Annotated in this window: 12 protein-coding genes; 3 read left to right on the top strand and 9 right to left on the bottom strand. The window is 64.4% G+C overall.

All coding sequences use genetic code 11. The features are described from left to right. Positions 1–208: 208 nt before the first annotated feature. Entirely contained in the window at positions 209–5,224 is a 5,016-nt protein-coding gene (locus AC1Q6J_RS07070; RefSeq protein ID WP_492278601.1) for an apolipoprotein A-IV repeat region-like domain-containing protein, read from the bottom strand. 400 nt (positions 5,225–5,624) lie between these two features. On the opposite strand from AC1Q6J_RS07070, the gene AC1Q6J_RS07065 reads away from it, so the two are divergent. Next, complete coding sequence (locus AC1Q6J_RS07065) at positions 5,625–6,002, top strand: Hpt domain-containing protein (protein WP_492278600.1); 378 nt, start codon at positions 5,625–5,627, stop codon at positions 6,000–6,002. Positions 6,003–6,105: 103 nt separating this feature from the next. After that, positions 6,106–6,426 (top strand): 2Fe-2S iron-sulfur cluster-binding protein, encoded by a 321-nt coding sequence (locus AC1Q6J_RS07060; protein ID WP_492278599.1) that lies wholly within the window; start codon positions 6,106–6,108, stop codon positions 6,424–6,426. Here AC1Q6J_RS07060 and AC1Q6J_RS07055 read toward each other — a convergent pair. The 7 genes from AC1Q6J_RS07055 to AC1Q6J_RS07025 all read right to left on the bottom strand — a co-directional run bounded on the left by AC1Q6J_RS07055 (position 6,368) and on the right by AC1Q6J_RS07025 (position 16,075). After that, positions 6,368–6,628 (bottom strand): hypothetical protein, encoded by a 261-nt coding sequence (locus tag AC1Q6J_RS07055; RefSeq protein WP_492278598.1) that lies wholly within the window; start codon positions 6,626–6,628, stop codon positions 6,368–6,370. The genes AC1Q6J_RS07060 and AC1Q6J_RS07055 overlap by 59 nt on opposite strands. Positions 6,629–6,638: 10 nt before the next feature. Beyond that, positions 6,639–9,338: an Ig-like domain repeat protein gene (locus tag AC1Q6J_RS07050; RefSeq protein ID WP_492278597.1), complete on the bottom strand. Its 2,700-nt coding sequence runs from the start codon at positions 9,336–9,338 to the stop codon at positions 6,639–6,641. Between the two features lie 361 nt (positions 9,339–9,699). Beyond that, complete coding sequence (locus AC1Q6J_RS07045) at positions 9,700–9,834, bottom strand: hypothetical protein (protein ID WP_492278596.1); 135 nt, start codon at positions 9,832–9,834, stop codon at positions 9,700–9,702. Next, a complete protein-coding gene (locus AC1Q6J_RS07040) occupies positions 9,828–13,496 on the bottom strand; it encodes an autotransporter domain-containing protein (protein ID WP_492278595.1) in 3,669 nt (1,222 codons plus the stop codon). Before AC1Q6J_RS07040 ends, AC1Q6J_RS07045 begins: the two co-directional genes overlap by 7 nt. A gap of 138 nt (positions 13,497–13,634) precedes the next feature. After that, entirely contained in the window at positions 13,635–14,582 is a 948-nt protein-coding gene (locus tag AC1Q6J_RS07035; protein ID WP_492278594.1) for a helix-turn-helix transcriptional regulator, read from the bottom strand. Between the two features lie 9 nt (positions 14,583–14,591). After that, positions 14,592–15,554 (bottom strand): helix-turn-helix transcriptional regulator, encoded by a 963-nt coding sequence (locus AC1Q6J_RS07030; protein ID WP_492278593.1) that lies wholly within the window; start codon positions 15,552–15,554, stop codon positions 14,592–14,594. Between the two features lie 77 nt (positions 15,555–15,631). Continuing rightward, positions 15,632–16,075 carry an acyl-CoA thioesterase gene (locus AC1Q6J_RS07025; RefSeq protein ID WP_492278592.1) on the bottom strand — a complete coding sequence of 148 codons (444 nt, stop codon included), beginning with the start codon at positions 16,073–16,075 and terminating at the stop codon, positions 15,632–15,634. A gap of 182 nt (positions 16,076–16,257) precedes the next feature. Here AC1Q6J_RS07025 and AC1Q6J_RS07020 point away from each other — a divergent pair, with 182 nt between their 5' ends. Continuing rightward, positions 16,258–17,286, top strand: a complete 1,029-nt coding sequence (locus AC1Q6J_RS07020; protein ID WP_492278591.1) for an NAD(P)/FAD-dependent oxidoreductase — start codon at positions 16,258–16,260, stop codon at positions 17,284–17,286. Positions 17,287–17,433: 147 nt separating this feature from the next. On the opposite strand, the gene AC1Q6J_RS07015 is transcribed toward AC1Q6J_RS07020, so the two are convergent. After that, positions 17,434–19,437: an SGNH/GDSL hydrolase family protein gene (locus AC1Q6J_RS07015; protein WP_492278590.1), complete on the bottom strand. Its 2,004-nt coding sequence runs from the start codon at positions 19,435–19,437 to the stop codon at positions 17,434–17,436. Positions 19,438–19,678: the final 241 nt, after the last annotated feature.

The raw sequence follows: 19,678 nt of genomic DNA, 5'->3' as shown, positions 1-19,678 counted from the left end.
GGATTCCGGGCTCGCGCTTCGCGCGCCCCGGAACGACGGAGGGAGGAAATCGCGCTGCCGGTCAGGCTTCGGCGCATTCCGGAATGACGGGTGGAGAAATGGCGCCGACCATTCTGGAGACAGATGTTTTCTAAAAGAAAAAGCGGAGGCTAGCGCCTCCGCTTTTTGATCGTTGCCGGCCTTTAACAGGCGGGTGAGAGCGTGAGCCTTACCCCAGCCGCCCCGCCGCATGGGCGAGCAGGGTGTAGACGAGGCCAGTTTCCGACACGAGGTGGCTGCGCAGCGCCGCCGGTCCGCGCTCGTCGCGCGAGACTTCATCCAGCAGGCGTTCGAACTCGTTGATGTAACGGTCCACCGTCTGCTTGAAGTTGCGGTCGGCGCGATACTTGCGCGAGACCTCGTCGAATGCCTTCTGGCCCGCCGGCGTATAGAGCCGCTTCGAGAAGGCCTTGCGCTCGCCGCGCTGGTAGCGATCCCACATCTCGGCGGCGAGTTCGCGGTCCAGCAGCCGGGCGATGTCGAGCGACAGCGCCTCGAGTGGATTGGTGGACTGGCGCGGCGCGGCGCGGCCGCGTGCGCCGTCGTCGCTGTCCGAGCGGTTCAGCAGATCGGACAGCCAGCCGTCGTTGTTGCCGCCATTGCCGACCGGGCTGACCGATGGCGCTTCGGTGCGGCGCGGTGCAGGGCTGGCCGGGCCGAATTCCGGCGCGGGCAGGCTGGATGCGCTGGCAACGTCACGCTGACGCGGCGCAGGGCGCGAGGCGGTCTCGGCACGGCCGCCGGCTGTCGCCATCACGGTTTCTTCCTCGCGATAGACTGTGCGGGTGGCCGGCGCGACGTCGAGGCCCTTGCCGTGGCGGGCGACGATGCGGTTCAGCTCGGCCAGCGCTTCGATCTGGTCGACGATCACCTTGCGCATCTGCGCGGTGCTCTCAGCCGCTTCCTGCGGCACTTCGAGAACGCCGCGGCGCAGTTCGGCGCGGGTGGCGTCGAGTTCGCCGTGCAGTTCGGAGGCCATCTGCTTCATGCCATGCACGATGGTCGCGAACTTGTCCGCGGCCTGACGGAACATGTTCTCCGCTTCGCGGGTACCCTGGTCGTACAGTTCGGCCATGGCTTCGGAGGTCTGGCGGCGCTCGTCCTCGACGGCCATGCGGACCGCTTCGAACTGGCGGCTGACTTCGGCCGAACTGGAGCCCGCGGTCTGCGCCACGATCTGCGCGATGTCGCGTGCCCGCATCTCGGCGGCGGCGAGCGAGTCGTCGAGCAGGTTGGTGAAGCGCGAGAGACGCTCGTCGAGATCGTGTGTCCGCAGGTCGATGGTCGAGACCAGCGATTCCAGCAGGGCGTTGCGTTCGGCGACGGAATCGCCGGCGCGCTCGTTGCTCCGCTCGACCAGGGTCGCAGCCTCAGCCAAGGCGCGGCCGTGGTTCTCGAACTGCGCCGACAGGGCGTTGAGATTCTCCAGCGCGCCCGACGTCTTGGCGGTGAAGGTTCCGAGCTGCTGCTCCAGCGCGTTGGTCGATTCGCCGTTGCGGCTGGTGACGTCGTTCATCGTCGAGACGAACTCCGCGACCCGCGTGACCAGCGTGCGCTCCAGCGAGTTGAGGTTGTCGTGGGCGCCGGTGAGGACTTCCTGGAGCAGGATGTTGCCTTCACGCAGCCGCTCGAACAGCGCAAGCGTGTCGGTGCGCAGGATCTTGCTGGTCTCCTGCAACTCGTTGATGGTCGAGGTTGCCACCTGACGCGACTGGTCGATCGCCGCGCGCGAGGTCTGGTCGATGTCCTTCAGCGATTTGCTGACGGCGCCGATCGCGATTTCGCTGGCGGTGTTGATCTGGCGCGCCAGATCGGAGGAGTTGTTCATCATCGCGACGGTGAAGGCGCCGCCGTGGTTTTCGATCGACTTCAGCGCGGAGTCCGCGGCGCTGCCGATGGTGGATGAAATTTCCGCGGCCTTGCTGCCGAGGGCTTCGACCAGTGCGCCGCGCCGGCTGTCGACGAGTTGCGAGAGCTGTTCGGTCTGTTCGCGGACGCCCTCGGTGATGGCTTCGACCTTGCCGTTCAGTGTCGAGCCGAAGCGGTCGGTCGAGACCGCGATGGTGCGCTCGATCTCGGCGGAGGCCGACTTGATCTGCGCGGTCGCGCCGGTCGATGCGACGGTGAGGGTGTTCTCGGCTTCGCGCGCGGCCATCTGGATGGAGCGCTCGAGGTCGCCGGAAACCGCCTTGAGGCTGGTGCCGACGTCGCCGGAGATGCCGCGGAGATGCGCGCCGACCTCGCCGGAAATATCCCTGAGCTGGGTGCCGACATCACTGGTGATGCCACGGAGCTGCGAGCCCACTTCGCCCGACACGGTCTTCAGATCGGTGCTGACTTCGCCGGACACGGCCTTGAGCTGGCTGCTGACGTCGCCGGAGAGCGAGATCAGCGACTGCTGGGCGGTGCGGGCGCCTTCCTGGATCGTCGTTGAGGTGTTGGACATCAGGCCGGTGAGGGCGCGCTCGGCTTCCTCGACGCGTGCCTTGATCGCCTGCGTCATGTCCTCCGAACGCGAGCCGATCGCCTCGGCGGCATGCTGGCCGCTGGTGGTGACGCGGTTCGCCGCTGCCTCGACCCTTGTATCGAGCAGGTTCTCGAACTGCGCGACGCGCGCGCTGATGTCCGAGGCGAGGGAGGAGACGTTGAACTCCAGATTGCCCTGAATGTCCTTGATGCGCGCGCTCATGGCGCTGGCCATATCGTCGACGCCGCCGGTCAAGAGGCTCATCACCTGCGTGCCGCGCGACTCCATGGCCTCGGCGATCGAGGCGGCGCGGTTCTCGACCACCGACGCGAAGGCCGCTGCGCGGCTGTCGAAGGTCTGCACCAGCGATGCGGTGCGGGTATCGACGGTGTCGGCAAAGGCCGCTGTGCGGGTGTCGATGGTGTCCGCGAAGGACGCGGTGCGCGTTTCGACGATATTCGCAAGCGCCGCGGTGCGGGTATCGAGCGCATCGGTGATCGCGGCCGTCCGTGCGTCGACGACGGTGGCGAAAGCCTCCGCTCCGGTGTTGACCCGTTCGGTGATCGCCGCCGTGCGCGCCTCGATAAGATCCGCGAACGCGGTGGTGCGGCTGTCGATGGTGTCGGTGAAGGCGGTGGTGCGATAGTCGATCGATTCCTTGAACGCCGAGGTCTTGTCGCTGATCGTTTCGGTGAACTCGGCGGCGCGGGTGTCGAACACCTTGGCGATTTCAGCGGTGTGTTCGCCGAGCTTCTCGGTGAACGCCACGGCGCGGCTGTCGATCGCGTCGGTGAAGGCGCTGGTTCGCGTATCCATCACCGAGGTGAAGGACGCCGCGCGGTTGCTGACCGTATCGCCGAACGCGGCGGCGCGGGTGTCGAACGATTCCTCAAGGGCCTTGGTGCGGCTCGTGACCGTCTCGTCGAGTGCATTGACGGTGGAGAGCAGGGATGAGTCGAGGCTCTCGACGCGGGCTTCGATCGCGGTTTTGAAGCCCGTGAGGCTGTCATTGAGCTTGGAGTGGATCTCGTCGCGATGCGTGGTGACGCGGCTGTCGAAGGTGTCGACGTAGGCCTTGAGATTGTCGGCGAGGCCCTGGGTATGCTCGCCCATGCGCTCGACGATCTCGCCGCCATAGGTTTTCACCGTGCGGTCGAATTCTGCGATGTGGCGGGTGATAAGGGCGCCCAGCGTGCCGCTGTCGCGCGCGAACTTCTCGGCCAGTTCGTTGCCGTGTTCCTTGACGATGCCGTCGAACAGGCCGATCTGGCTGCTCAGCGTCTCGTGGGCGCTTTCGGTCTGGCTCACGACCTTCGCCACCAGCGTATTGATGGTGACGTCGAGCGCTTCGCCGGCCTTGTCGCCGCTGGTCAGGACGCGGTCGGCCAGGCGGTTGCCGGCCTCGTCGATCTGCTCGGAGAGGGTGGCGCCGCGCGTATCGAGTTCGGAGAGCAGGGATTCGCTCGAGGTCTTCATCGAATCGACGATCTTCTCGGTGCGGTCCGAAACGCTGGCGATGATTTCCTCGGAGCGCGCGGCGATGCCGTCCACAATGGACGTCGAGCGCTGCTCGAATTCGCCGGTCATCTTGTCGAGGCGCTCGTTCAACGCGTCGTGGACGCGGTCGGCGAGGTCCGCGAATTCCTCGTGGACATGGCCGGTCTTGAAGTTGAGGCTGGCGGTCAGCTTTTCGCTGGCGTCGAGCACGCTGGCCGCGGTCTGGGTGCTGGCTTCCTCAAGGCGGTCGAGCAGGTCGCCGCCGCGCTCGCCGAGCGCGATGATCATGTTGTCGCCGGCGCTGGAGAGCGCGCGGGTGATGTGTTCGCTGCGCTCCTCGAGAGCGCCGGTGATGCTGCTGGCCACCTCGTCCACGCGCGAGGCGATGGCATCGCTGATGAGAGCGATGTCCTGGCGCAGATCGATCTGCACGCCGGAAATGGCGTTGCGGACCTGTTCGGCCTGGCCGACCAGGTTGTCGCGCTGGACGGCGATGTCCTGGAGCAGGGCGCGGATGCGCACTTCGTTGTCGCTGTAGGCGCGCTCCAGCGAGGAGACTTCGTTGGCAACCAGCGCTTCGAGTTCGCCGGCGCGCGCCACCGCGCGCTCGACGCCGTCACCCATCGCCGCGACTTCGCGGCGGATCGCCTGACCCACCGTCACGATCGCGCCGTTGGCGACATGCTCGGGTTCGGAGAAGCGGACGGCCATCTGCGCCATCGACTGCGCGATCAGGCTCATTTCCTGGCTGCGCCACGCCATGCTGGCGATGAAATAGAACAGCAGCAGCGGTGCGATGAGAACGGCGACAAGGCCGATCAGCGCCAGGATGCCGGCGCTGCCCTGGCCGACGACGGATTCAAGCGCGGGCAGGAACGCAAAAGCGAGGAAGCCGACGCCAGCGATCCACAGGCCCGAAAACAGCGTCGCGACGGTGTAGGCGTTGCGGCGCGGGCGGCCCTTCTGAATGGTCTGGAGGATGGCGCCGATGGTTTCGCGGTCGTCGTTCGCGGGGCTGCGATCGAAGCCCGGGACGCCAAGGTCGTCGGCGACAGGCGAGCGCAGGTCGGAGCCGCGGCCGGCGGCGCCGAGCGAGGGTTCATTGCGCGCAAGATTGTCCCGGCCGTTGTCGGACGGAGGCAGATCGCCGATGTTCAGAGCTTCCTGGATCGCCGAAAGGGCGGCTTCGGTTGGGTCCTTGACCTTCGGATTCTTTGCCATGTGCCTTGTACGCCTTTATTTTTACGCATCCGAAAAAGGCTCCGCCGCAGCGAGCCGCGTGCCTCGAATGTTGCCCCGATAGTTCGGCCTAGACGAAAGTTGACGTCGCCGATTTGTCCCGCCGGTTGTCCCGCACTTCCGCAAACATCCTATTGGCTCGGTCGGTCGAATGAAATGGGATGGGTTAATAGATTTTTAATCATCGTTAACATCGGCACGGTTAACGCTTTAAGAAATCAACAGTTTTCAAAAGCACATTGGTATTTCTAGGCGGGGAGGCGGCGAAAACATGGCTAAATCACGGCAAATACCCGATACATTTCGTTAACCATTGGTGTGATTGCCTGACGGTGTTTCCAGCCGGATTCGATCCGGCGCCGTCAGCAATTTCGGATGGGTCATGTCTCTTAACCTGGAGCGGTTGAACTGGATGCCGTCACCGCCGCTCGTTCCAGAAGACTCCGCCATCGACGTCCAGCATCTCGGACGCATGACGCTTGGCGAACCCGCGCTTGAAGCCGAAGTTCTCGCGCTTTTCGCGGCTCAAAGCGCTGAGCTGATCGCTCGTCTCAAAACCATCCCAGCCGATGCCGCCGCGCTGGCGCATACGCTGAAGGGGTCCGCGCGGGCCATCGGTGCATTCCGGGTCGCGGAAGCCGCCCTCGGCGTCGAGGCCGCCATGAAGAGCAATGGCGATGTTGCAGACGCGATCACGCTGCTTCAGCACGCGGTCGACGAAGCCAGATCCGCGATCGGCCAGATGTTGAACCGGTCCTGACCGGCTTTTCCGCACGGCTTTTATCCCCCGGCAGTGCTGGTAACCTGCGGATTGACCCGTTATAGGACTGCTCAATCTGAATTATCCGGGCAGCACGTCAAATATGGTCAAGATCAACTTCACCGATCATTCGGGCACCACACGCACCGTCGATGTCGAGGCAGGCGCCACCGTCATGGAAGGCGCGATCCGCAACGCGATTCCCGGCATCGAAGCCGAGTGCGGCGGCGCATGTGCATGTGCGACGTGCCATGTGTATGTCGATGAAGCCTGGCGCGAGAAGGTCGGAGCGCCGACGCCGATGGAAGAAGACATGCTCGACTTCGGTTATGACGTGCGGCCGAACTCACGGCTGTCGTGCCAGATCAAGGTGACCGACGAACTTGACGGACTTGTGGTGTCGACGCCCGAGCGTCAGGCGTAAGTTCGCTATCGTCCTCCGGCTCAGCCGGCGGCGGAATTTTTCTCACGACAATCCATTCGGCGACCGCCGTCACCAGGCCGATCACGAACGTGGCGATCACGATCCGTGTGTCCGCCTGCATCAGCATCGCAACGATGCCGAAGATCCAGATCGCGCCGGTCAGCCGGAGCGCGATGGCAAGCGATGACGGTAAGTTGTGCATGGCCGCGACTTCAGAACGGCACGGACGCGCGCGCGCGATAGGTCCACAGAGCCGCGCCGCTGCTGCTGCCGATCCCGCCGCGTTCCGCGCCGACCGAGATCTGCGCGCCGTTGGTGAACTTCAGGTTCGCACCGCCCGCGGCACGCGCCGACCATCCGTCGAGAATGGCGGCTGACACTGTTGCAAGGCTACCGGCCGGAATGGCGGCGCTGTCGCTGTTGAAGTAATAGTCCCCATATAATCCGATATACGGCGCGATGGCGACAGACGACCACATCACGGGATAGGCGAGCTTCAGTCCGCCGCTGGCACGGCCAGTGGTGAAGTCGCGCGCGGATTGAACCGTGCCGAGCGTGTCGGTGTAGGCATTCTCGTGCTCCCACAGCGCGTAGATCCGCGCCGACGGCTCAATCATCAGGCCGCAGGTTTCATACTTGCCGGTCAATCCGCCCGACACCAGCCAGCGATTGCCGGTGAATGAGCCGGAGGCTGTGCCCGCGGTCCCGTCATAGCCGAGGCCGGAGTATCCGACCGCAGCGTCGAAGCGGATGGTTTGCGTGATCTTCCAGCCGAGATAGCTGCCGACGGTCCAGCCGTCGCCCTTCATGCGGCCCTGCAACTGGTCCGAACGATAGTCGAACGTCTCGTAGCCACCGAATGCACCGATCAGGAAGTTCGGCGCAAGCTTGCGCGTAAGACCGGCGAGCGCATTGATCTGGTTGCCATGGAGCGTCGAGGGCGCACCCGTGCCGCCGCTGTTCCATCGATCGAGCGTCGCGCCGCGCACTTCCGCCCAGCCGAGCCAGTCGCGCGGTTCGACGTAACGCTTTGGGGCCTTGAGCGGCCCGGCATAGGCGAGGGCGCCGAAGGCGTCGTTAACGCGCGAGTTATCCGCGGCTGTGCCGAACGGAGCAGCGGAGCTCACTTTTGACGAAGCTTTTGGATCGTCACTGCTGCCGTCGGCAGAAAAATTGAAACGGATGCCGCTGTTGTTCGGGGTGACCGGCGATCCGCCGCCGTCGCTGAAGCCTTCGGTGATGGCGTTGTCGATCGCGCCCGAGATCGCCTGACCGGAAAACTGGCTCACCACCGGTGTGGCCATGGCTTGCAGCGCGCGCAGCTTCAAGCTGTCCGCGGGAATGTTCACCGACTGGATCAGAGGCGTCGATGTGCCGCCGGTGAAGCCGGGGCTTCCGCTGAATGTTGCTGTGATGGAGTGGCTGCCTAGCGCAAGCGACGAAGTCGTGAGCGTTGCGACACCTGCAGAGACGCTGGCGCTGCCGAGCGTTGTCGCACCGTCCATGAAGGTTACGGTGCCGCCGGTCGGCGCACCGGCGCCGCTTGTGACGGTCGCGGTGAATGTCACCGGCTTGCCGACATCGCTTGGGTTTTGTGACGACGCCAGTGTTGTCGTGGTGGAGGACAGGCTGATGGTCTGCGTGAGGACCGAAGATGTCGAATCGTTATTGTTGGTGTCGCCATCATAGAACGCGATGATGGAATGCGGTCCCGCAGACAGGGCCGATGTCGAGAAGGTAGCGGCGCCCGCCGATAGGATTCCGGAGCCAATCAGCGTCGCGCCGTCAAAGAATTGCACTGTCCCTGTGGGGTTCGTGCCGGTGACCGTCGCAGTGAAGGTCACCGGCAGGCCGAACGGGCTCGGATTGGCCGATGAACCGAGTGTGGTGCCTGATGTCGCCTGTCCGGCGGTGAATTGGCTGCTGATCGTCGCGTTGGTGTAGTTCGTGTCACCGTTGTAGGTCAGGACCGTGGTGAAGTTCGTCGCATTCGCATAGGTGTGCGTGGTGCTGGCTGTGCCGCCACTGAGCGTGAGGACAGCCGGGGGTGAGCCGTCACCGAAATTGAGCGTCACTGTGCCGGTCGGTGCCGCCACGTTTGCGACGCCCGCGACCGTGACCGAAAATGTCGATGACTGACCTGCGGTGCCGGGCGACGGCGATATGTTGAGACCTGGCGAACTGGCTGCCTTGTTGACGGTTTGCGTGAGACTTGCCGAACTGGCGACATAGTTGGTGCTGTCGCCGCCATAGTTCGCAGTCACGGTCTTATTGCCGGCGGTCGCGTAGGTATGGCTGGTGGACGCGGTGCCGCCGCTGAGCGTGACGGGCGTTGCCGCTGTTCCATCGCCGAAGTCGAAGGTCACGGTGCCGTTTGGGGTACCGTTGGACGCGGTGCCGGTCATGGTGGCCGTGAAGGTCACCGATTGCCCGGCAAAGCTCGGACTTCCGCTGCTCTGGATTTCCGTCAGGCTGGCATTGGCCGGTCCCGGCGTGCAGGTGACGGTGATCCAGTTCGATGCGCCGCCCGCGCCATTATTGTAGATGTAGGCGATGATGGAGGACTCGTTGCCCGCTGCCGTCAGCGTGAAGGTGGAGAAGTTCGCAGGGCTGGTTCGCTGCGCGCTCCCCTGGCTGCCATCCGTGAACACCAGGTAGACCAGGTTCAGAGAGCCGTCATTGGTGCGGGACGTTATGGTCAGCACGTCGCTGGGGCTGAAACGCTTGCCGGTGATGCTACGCGAGGCCATCGCCGTCGAGGTGGACGCGGAGACGTCGAGCTCACCGTTGTTGACGGCGTCGCAGCCCGCGGACGCCCATGCGTTTGAGGCTGCCGATACGGCAAGAATGCCGCCAGCCAACAGGGCGAATGCGGCGCGCCTGATCGCCGCTACCCTCTCAACGTACCCCATGCCCCACCCATTACTCCATGCTCCGTCGCCGGCCGGGCGGCGGAGGCCTTCACGCTGGAACGTGTGGCAGATCGGTTTGGGGGCGTCTTCTCACTGCGCGCACGCGCCTTGTTCGGATGCTTAAAATCCGAATCTTTTCCGGCTTGTGGCACGGCGGCCACAGCGTGCAGCGCGAGAAATTTTCTGGTGATGAAATGGAAGCGCGGAATATGCGTGCGGTAGCATTCTTACGTCATGAAACGTGACGTCTCGCCGATGCGCTCGCCGGCCGGCGTGCTGTATCAGGCGGGACGCAAGCCGTCTTCTCACTCAGCGCACGAACGAAAATTTTTAAAGCTACACGGCCTGCGGCCGTGCGATCTCAAAACGTCTGGCTGACGCCGAGGCGCGAGACATAGGCCGTGGTTTGCTGCGGCATGAGCAACGCCGTGACGGATGCGGTGACAAGGCCGTGAGGCAAGTCGGCGATCATGCCGAGCGTGCCGGACGCTACCATGCGTATCTCACCGTGCCGGTCCCGGCGTAGGTCTGTGAACCGCTCGCAAACTCGCCATCGAACCTGGCGCCGATCGACCAGTTGTTGGCGAGCCGCAAATCGGCGCCGAGCGATGTCAGCAGCGCGTTCGGAGCGGCCTGCGCGCCGTTCACGGTGAAGTTCGACCCGGGCAGCGTCTGGAACACCGCGTCCATCGCTTCATCGCTGGAATGATTATACGCCCAGGCGGCGCGGCTGCGCAGCGCGAGCGTGTTGCCGCGATCGAGCGCGATGGTGTTGTCGAACCAGGCGCCGAGCTCGGTGCGGGTCGCCGTGGTCGAGCGCGCGTCATAGGCCAGCGCGAAAGCATTCGAGCCTGATGTCGCGCTCTCGCTATAGGACGGCGTGCGGAAAGTTTGCACCTGCAAGGCAGCATAAGGCGTGACGCCGAGCCACGGCGTCGCAAAGCGATAGCCGGCCTCGATGCGGCTGCCGAAGCTGTGCGCGTCGAAATTCGCGGTGAGCTTGTCGGCGCCCGAGACCGTCACCGTGCGGTCGGTGCTCATGTTGTGCCAGGCATAGGACAAGGCGGCCGAGAGATAGGCCGGGCCGAACTCCTTGCGGCCATAGACGCCGAGTTGAAGCACGTCGCTCTTGCCGCCGCCGAGTCCCTGTGACAGGCCCCAGTTCGTGCTGCCGCCGGCGAGCGCGAAACCGAACGTGAGATCCGGCGCGGCGCGGTAGTCGAAGCCCGTTGCTAGTCCCCAGGTGCGCGCGGTGGAGTCGGCGGTGTCGCCGTTGGTCTTGTTGTAACCGCCATAGACCTGGCCCCAGACCGACCAGCGCGGCTCGGCGAACGCGACCAGTCTCTTGTCCTTTGGCGTGACGGCGGCATAGGCCGCCGCCGCGTCCGGCGACACGGCCGGCTCCGAGGCAAAGCTGCGCGCGCCGCCGAACGTGGCGCCGCCTGTAGCGCCAGCGTTCGGATTGAGCACCAGCGTGAGGAACGACGTCGTCATCTGCGTGCCGCTGGTCGCAGCCCCGGTAGCGGGCTGGCCGGACACCTGGTTGAGCGCGTTGGTGAGCTGCGCACCGCTCATGTTGAGCAGCGCGTCGAACGCGGCCGGCGGCGTTGCGCCGCTCTCGACTGCCTTGTTGATGCCGCCGGCGACACTCGCCTGATTGCCGCTCGCGCCGGTGGGAAGCTGGATGGTGCCGGGATCAAGCACCAGAAACACATTGTTCGTGTCGTAGGTCAGATGCGGGTTGCGTGCGCCGGGCGCGAAGCTGCTGCCGGTGATGCCGGCGAACTGCGTGCCGCCGAATCCTCCGGTCGCATTGAGGATGGTGTAGGTCTGGGCGCGGAAGCTGCCGGGCAGCGCAATCGCCTGCACGGTGGCGCCGGTCAGCGTCGCGGAGCCCGTCACATTGGTGCGATCCGCCGCCGTCGGCGACACTTCGACGCTGTATGTCGCGCCGGCGTTGAAGGTCAGATTGCCCTGCACCGACAGCGTACCGATAGAGTTGCCCGGCGCCAGTGTGCCGCCGGCGTTGACGGTGGTTGCGCCAACCGTGCCAGTGCCGCCGAGCGCGCCGCCATTGTTGACGGTGATGCCGCTCGTCGCCGTCAGCGTTGAGTTCACCGCCAATGTGCCGCCGCTGATCGTCGTGCCGCCGGTATAGGTATTGGTGCCCGACAAGGTCAGCGTGCCGGTACCGGTCTTGATCAGCGCGCCGCCGGTACCGCCGTTGGCGCCGCCATCGGCGATGACGCCGCTGACGGTGGTGGACAGATTGTTGCCGCCGACGGCGAGCGTCTTCCCGCCGAGGAGATGGCTGCCAGCCCCTTCGATCGAGCCAGCGGCCGTTCCCGACGCCGTCAGACCGGAGATATCGAACGTGCTGCCGGCATTGTTGATAAACCGCGCGCTGCCGCCATCGCTGCTGTCCCTAAAAAAGGTATTGCCGCCGATATTGTTGGTGATGGTGGCGCTGCCCGCCGTGCCGTAGAAGATCAGGTTATTGTTATTGATGATGGTGGCGTTGCCCGCCGTGCTGGTGCTGCCGAATGCCAGGTTGCCGCTGTTGGTGATGGTGGCGCTGCCGGCCGAACTGTCGCCGTTAAAGCCCAGGGTATAGTTGTTGGTGATGGCGGCATTGCCAGCCGTGCTGGTCTGGTAGAAGCCCATGCCGTAGTTGTTGGTGATGGTGGCGCTGCCCGCCGTGCTGGCGTGGTAGAAAGACAGGCCGCCGCCGCTGTTGTTGGTGATGTGTGCGCTGCCGGCGCTGGAATCAGTCGTGAAATTCAGGTCGTTATTGTTGGTGATCGTGGCGGTTCCAGCCGTCGAGCTGTAATAGAAATATATCGTTTGGTTATTGGTGATCGTCGCGCTGCCGGCCGTGCTGCTGTTCTGGAGGAATAGGTAAGCGTTATTGGTGATCGTCGCGTTGCCCAGCGAACCGGTGTCGGTGGTCTGGAGGGTGCCGCTGTTGTTGGTGATGGTGGCGCTGCCAGCGGTGCTGGTGTCATTGAAGAACAGACTATTGTTGTTGGTGATCGATGCGCTGGCGGCGGTGCTGGTGTTGTTGAAATTCAGGGTGCCGTCGTTGGTAATGGCTGCGCTGCCGGCCGTGCTGGTGTTGTCGAAATTCAGCGTGCCACCGAAGTTGTTGGCGATGGCGGCGCTGCCGGCACTGGCGCTACCTGCGTAGGTCAGAGTGGCCGTGTTGGTAACCGTGCCCGATGCAATGCTTCCTGAAATCACGAGCGTGCCGCCGTCGATGGTGGTGCCGCCGGTATAGGTGTTGGCGCCCGACAGGGTCAGCGTGCCGGTACCAATCTTGACCAGCGATCCGCCGGCGCCTGCGATGGCGCCGCTGACCTCGGTCGAGAGGTTGTTGGAGCCGACGGTCAGTTCGTTGGCACCGAGGCCGTAGGTGCCGCCGCCCGCGATCGAGCCGGCGCTGATCTTGTTGTCGCCGTTGAGGCCCGTCGTCAACGCAAAATTGGTGATCGCATTGGCGCCGTTGGCGATGGCGGCGTTGCCGGCGGTGCTGTTGTCCCTGAAGAGCAAGATCGAGTTGTTGGTGATGACCGCGTCCCCGGCTGTCGCGGTCTCCCAGAACGAGATGGCGTTGTTGTTGACGATGGTGGCGTGGTCGGCGGTGGCGTTCTGGTGGAAGGTGATGCCGCCGTTGTTGGTGATGGTGGCGGTGCCGGCCGTGGTGTCGTGCAGAAACTCAATGACGCTGGTACTGGCGTTGGTGATGGTGGCGCTGCCGGCGGAGGCCGAGTTGTAGAAGGCCATCGCCATATTGCTGGTGATGGTGGCGCTACCGCCATTGATTACGATGCCGGCGCCGGTGAAGGTCTGATTGGCGGTGACGTCGAATGTGTAGGCCGAAGCCCCGGCATTGAAGGTCCAGCCGCTGTAGCTTCCGGCAGTGCCGAGGGTCAGCGCCGTCGTGTTCGACGTTCCAAACGTCGCCGTGCCGGTCGGCACGCTGCCGGTGTCCCAATTGCTGCCCGTGTTGAGGTCGGCGGTGCCCGGATTGGCGAGCCAGGTGGCGTCCTGCGCATGTGTCGGCAGCGGGCAAATGAGGCTGGTCAGGGCTGTGGTGACGAGTAAAGCCGCACGCGGCAGCCGGCACGGCAACTGCGATAATATCCCAAATCTTGCCATGGCAGTCCGTGCGCTCCACCCCAATCTGCATCGCTTACCATTGGGGGACATGACCGTCTTCTCATTGCGCGCAAACGCTCGGCCCGAATGCTCAAAAGCAGAGTCTTTTCAGGCCTGTGGCGTGTCTGCCACAAGGATTCACGCGTTGAGAGACATCACCCGGACATCGCCCGGGGTCATGCCGTAGGCGCTGCGGAAAACCCGGTAGAATGTCGCGATGCTGTCGAAGCCGCAGGCATAGGCGATATCCGCGACCTGCCGCGCCGGCATGGTTTCAAGCAGCCGCAGCGCCTGCTCCAGCCGCATCGTTGTCAGCGTCCGCGCGAAGGACAATCCCGTCGGCTCGAACAGCACATGAACCTGCCGCAGCGAGACCGCGAGTTCGGCAGCGACCGTCGCGGATGACAGATCCGGGCGATGCAGATCGCGGGTCATGATGTCGCGTGCCGCGTGAAGAAATCCGGCACGCAGCGCGGCGCGGCCCTCGGGCGAGCCTTGCGCAAGGCGGCCCCGCGCGATCAGGGCAAGGCGGGCAATGGCTTCGATCCCGCCGGACGACGGGGACGGGTCTTGCTCCAGCGCGTTCAGCGTTACGGCAATCAGCCGGGTGAGGCGCGCGCCCTTCGTGAGCGGTTCGGGAAAGAGATCGTGGGTCCGCGCGCCGAGCGCGAGATCGTTCGTGAGCGGAATCTTCAATGTGCGAAAATGGAAACCGTCCGACCGTTCCGGCGTTCCCGCGAACATCATGTTCGCGTGGCTGATGGTGACGTCGCCTTCGCGCACCAAATGGACGCGGTCCCCCTTGATCTTCATCCAGCCGGGTCCGCGGATCTGCAATCCGATGCTCAGGCTGTCGCTCGAGACGCGTGCGATATCGGCGGGTGTGCGGCTGACGCGATAGGACGAAGCCGTCATCTCCGCCAGCACGGCGCCTCCGATCGGGGTCGCGGAAAAGCGGCCCTCGAACCTGGCGCGTTTTTCACGTTCCAGTTCGATGGTGACGCCGAACAGGCTCTTGCCGCGCACTTCGCACCAGTGGTCGAAGCGGTCCTGCGGACGAATGTCGTCGGTGGAGAAACTCAGCATCGCAGACAATCAGTCGAGGATGGCCGCCGTCCGCGCATCGCCCGGCGTGATGCCGTAGAGATTGCGGAACACGCGGTAGAATGTGGCGGAGCTGTCGAACCCGGATGCCTGCGCGATCTCCGCCACCGGCCGCACCGGTACGTTCCTGAGCAGCCGCAGCGCTTCCTCGGCGCGCATCGCCGTGAGGGTCCGCGCGCAGGACATGCCCGTCGGTTCAAACAACAGGTGTAGTTTGCGTGGCGAGATTCCGAGTTCGGCCGCGACCGCCGCTGGCGTGAGGTTGGGACGATGCATGTTGCGCGCGAGGATATCGCGGGCCGCATGCAGAAATCCGAACCGCAGCGCGGCGCGGCTTTCCGGCGAACCGTGCCGGACGCGGCCCTGCGCCAGCAGTGCCAGTTGCGCGAGGTGATCGACAGCAAGATCGAAATCGCTTTCGGGATTTTTGGCGCAGTCCGCGGCCAGGGCTGCGAACGAAGCGGAGATGACGGCTTTCAGGCGCAGATCATCGCGCAGCAGCGACGGCGCCAGGCCTCGTGCCGGGTGGACGATGTCCTCGCGGCCCGCGAACGGAATTTTCAGAATACGCAGGTCAAAGCCGTGAGCCGTTGCCGGATGGGTCTGGTAGGACAGGTCCGTATGACTGATGGCGATGTCGTTCGCCGACACCACGAATTCCCCGCCGCCCTTGCTGCTGAACCAGCTTGCGCCGCCGGTCTGCTGGTAGATGCAAAGACTGTCGCTGGATGCGCGGGAAATATCGGCGGTGGTCCGCGACACCCAATAGGATGACGCCCGCATCTCGCTGATGATCGCCCCGCCCGCGGCGACGGCCGAGAACCGCCCCCGGAAATTCTGCCGCTCGTGCGGCTTCAGCGAGATCGTCACGCCGAACAGGTTGCGGGCGCGCACTTCGCACCAGTAGTCGAACCGATCCTGTGGACGAAGATCGTCGGTGTTGAAGCTGAGCATGACGGACGACTGGCCCGATTGGTCGCTAGAGATTTAGAGGCGAACGGCCGCGGCGGCAATATCAATTGCAGGCTTGGCTAACGGCGCAGCAGCCATGGCTGAAACCGCTCGATGATCTCAGGCGTCAGCGGGGTCGGCTTGCGTGTCTTGGCATCGACCAGAACCGTGACGGCTTCCGCCGAGGCGGTGCAGACCTCGCCCGCGAAGACGACCTGCGCGAAGGTCGCGGAGGTCCGCCCGAGCTTCGAGACGCCGATGCCGAGTTCGAAGCTTCCGGGCCAGTGCATCTCGGCACGGAAGTCGATGGCGAGATGCACCAGCATCCAGCTCAGGCCTTTCGGCATCAGGCCGCGATCGCCGCTGCGCAGCAGCGTGACGCGCGCCGTCTCGAAATAGGTCGAATAGACCCCGTTGTTGACATGCTTGTTCGGATCGAGGTCGCCATAGCGGACATTGTCGGCCAGGCGGAACGGGTAGTTTTCCAGCTTGAAGCTGGGCTTTGGGCGGGTCGGTGCATCCACGTCGTCGGTCTCCGGTTTGAGGCCTGCATAGCGGGAAATGTCGCTGCCTCACAAGGCGCGGGGACAGCGGGCGGGCCGAATATGGCTTCCCCCGGGGGGCCGGTTTGGTTAGACAATGCCTTTAAAAGCGGCGTCTTCCGCTCCCACACCTCGATCTCCCTCCTTCACAGACCGGAACGAGCATGACCGACACGATCAAAACTGATGTCCTGATTATCGGTGCCGGCCCTTGCGGCCTGTTCGCGGTGTTCGAACTGGGCCTGCTCGATATGAAAGTGCATCTGGTCGATATTCTCGACAAGCTGGGCGGCCAGTGCGCCGAGCTTTATCCGGAGAAGCCGATCTATGACATCCCGGCGATCCCGCTGGTCACCGGGCAGGGCCTTACCGATGCACTGATGGAACAGATCAAGCCGTTCAACCCGACGTTCCATCTCAACGAAATGGTTGAGACCATCGAGAAGATCGGCGATCCGCTGTTCCGCGTGACCACCGATGCCGGGCAGGTATTCGAGAGCAAGGTCGTGGTGATCTCGGCAGGCGGCGGCTCATTCCAGCTGAAGCGCCCGCCGGTGCCGGGCATCGAGGCCTATGAAGGCAGCTCGGTGTTCTATGCCGTGCGCAAGATGGAGCAATTCCGCGGCAAGGATCTTCTGATCGTTGGTGGCGGCGACAGCGCGCTCGACTGGGTGCTGAACCTTCAGCCGATCGCCAGGCGTGTGACGCTGCTGCATCGCCGTGACGATTTCCGCGCCGCGCCGCACAGTGTCGAGCAGATGCGCAAGCTGGTTGCGGCGGGCAAGATGGATCTGAAGCTCGGACAGGTGACCGCGCTCGAAGGGGAGAACGGCGTGCTCTCAGGTGCGCTGGTGAAGGGCAACGACAACCAGACCTTCAAGGTCGATTGCAACACCATGCTGCCGTTCTTCGGCTTGACCATGAAGCTCGGCCCGGTCGCGAACTGGGGCGTCAAGCTCGAGAATAACCTGGTGCCGGTCGACACCGAGGCATTCGAGACCAATGTGCCCGGCATCTTCGCCATCGGCGACATCAACACCTATCCCGGCAAGCTGAAGCTCATCCTCTCCGGCTTCCATGAAGGCGCGCTGATGGCGCAGAAGGCGAGCCGCTATGTCTTCCCGGACAAGCGCGTCGTGTTCCAGTACACCACATCGTCGTCGAGCCTGCAGAAGAAGCTCGGCGTGAGCTGAGCGGCATCGATTTATCGACCGTCATTCCAGGATGCGCCTCCTGGCGCAGACCCGGAATCCATTTTTCTGTTGTAGCGCTGGATTCCGGGTTCGCGCGAAGACGCGCACCCCGCAATGACAGTTAATGACGGTTGTTGGCCGGTCTGATTATTGTCTGACAGGCGCGGCCGGCTGGATCGGTTCGCTGACCACGGGATTCTCGGACAGGCCGAGTCCCAGCACGCTCATCGCGGCGGGCAGCGCCGCATCCGCCATTGCCGCATGGCCTTCGGCGGTCGGATGGATCGCGCCGCCGTAGACGGCGGAGAGCACGCCCCACGTCGCATCGTGAATATCGCCGGGCTGGTTCGGTGCTTTCTGCGCCTGCGGATAGGTCATCGCCGCGAAGTAGCTGTCGTTGGCATCGCGGATCCAGCGCGCGCGCGGCGAGTAGGCGCGGAAGTCGCTGGCGCCCGCGCCGCAGACCAGCGGGTTGTTCGCGGCATCGACGATGTCCGCGACGAAGCTGTCGCCCTTTGCCGAAAAACATTCACGGTCGAACGGCGGATCGGTCTCGGCGCGCGCGCAGAAGCCGTGATTTGCGAAGGCTGCCTGATGCTGATCGACGAACGTCATGCGGTCGCGGTTGCTATCGTTGCACAGCACGCCGCCGCTGCACGTCGCCAGCTTCTTGAGCGAAGGCAGAAACTCGTTCTGTACGAATTCGGTCACCTCGGTGAGGCGCTGCGGGTCCGCGTTGAACGAGGGATGAATGTCGAAGCCGGCGCGGCCGCCGGGGCAGGGCGCGCCGTTCAGCAGCGACGGATTCGCGTAGGACGTGTAAATGACGCGCGAGAGGTCGCCGCCGACGAACGGTTTCAGCGCCTGACGCAGCTTGTTGAAATCCCGCGGCAGTTCTCGCTGCAACGTGGAACGCGCTTCATCGACCGAACTGAGGACGCCGGTGCGCCGTGACAGCGCGCGCTCGGTCTGCCGTTCGACGATGACGTCGGCGACGAGTCCCGAGAAGTCGACATCGTTGGCGCCGATCGAGAGCAGGATGAGATCGAGCCCGCGATCCGGCTGCCGCCGCGTCGCGGCGGCCAGCGCCTCACGCAATTCCGAGACCTGCGCGTTCACCGTGCCCTGACAGGTCAGGCTGCTCTTGCCGACCACGCATTCGCGGGCGCGCTGCGACCCGAACATGCCTTCGTCGATGGTGGCGCCGGTGCAGGCCAGCGGCAAATAAGTCACCGCGATTTGCGGATTCTGCGCGGCCAGTGCGATCGCCATGCGGGTCTGGTAGCTGTAGAGCGAACGATGACACGCCGGGTTCATCCACTGCGCGCCGGCGCGCTGCCAGTTCTGCAAGCTGGTGCCGTCGGAGGTATCGCAGGCGCGCGCGCCTTTGTAACCGGCGCGGCCGGGGCGGAAATACATTCCGGCGGGACCGCCGAGATAGGAGCGGAAACAGAATCCGTCGTCGGTCAGCGTCACCGGACGATCCGGATTGCCTTCGCCCGATGCGATGGAGTCGCCGAGGCCCGCGATGAAAATGTCACGCACCGCGATCTGCGTCGTGACGCGCTGCGGCGCATCGGGCCCGCTGGAGACATCGACGGTGACGGGCGTCGGGCGGCCGTAGCGGACACGCAGGTTGATCGGCTCGGCACAATCGAGCGTCGATTGCCGCGGCGGATCGCCGTCCTCGAATGTCCACGCGCAGGTAGCGCCAACCGGCACCGCGCCGGTGAGGCGGATCGTGACCGGATGATCGGCGGGCGTGAGGTAGCTTTCTTTCACGCCGTCGCGGGTGCAGGGCTCGCTGACGCGGCCCGCCTGGTCGATGCACAGGCGCCCGAGCGTGTTGCGCGCCCAGCCACGGCCGTCGCTCTGTGTCGCCAGCGCCTGTTCGGATTCGAGAATGGTGCGGCCGCTGAGCGAAGCGGTCTGGAGCTGAAAATCGCGTTCCTCGCGAAACAGCCGGAAGCGGTTGCGGACTTCCCAGGAAATCTGCATTGCCGTCGTCAGTTGCGGAGCAGGCGGCTGTACGAGCGGCGGCTGCGCGGCGGAGGGCGGCACGAGCGGTGTTTGCGCCGGGGCATGGCTCGCCATCGCGCCGCCGAGCGCCGCGATCAGGAGCGATAAGCGGATGACGCGCGACTGAATCATGGCAAGTGTCTCGTATCCGGCGTTCGCCTCACCTTGCAGCGCCTTCCGTGCGAACGCCGGATGCGAAGGACACTAGCAAAACCATGATTCCAGTGATCCTTTGGTTCTGACATTCGTAAAGGTGCGGGCTGAAAAGTGATACGAATGTCAGAACCGGATCACTCGTTTGAAGCCGACGGATGAGGCCAAAATGTGGGGCTATCGCGGGAGCGTAAATCACGCTCCCGAGCCCCACAAGCCG

This window comes from Afipia sp. MLSD5-FHT05B12 (assembly GCF_058793355.1).
Note: the sequence above shows the minus strand (reverse complement) of the source record. Positions and strands in the feature narration are given on the sequence as shown.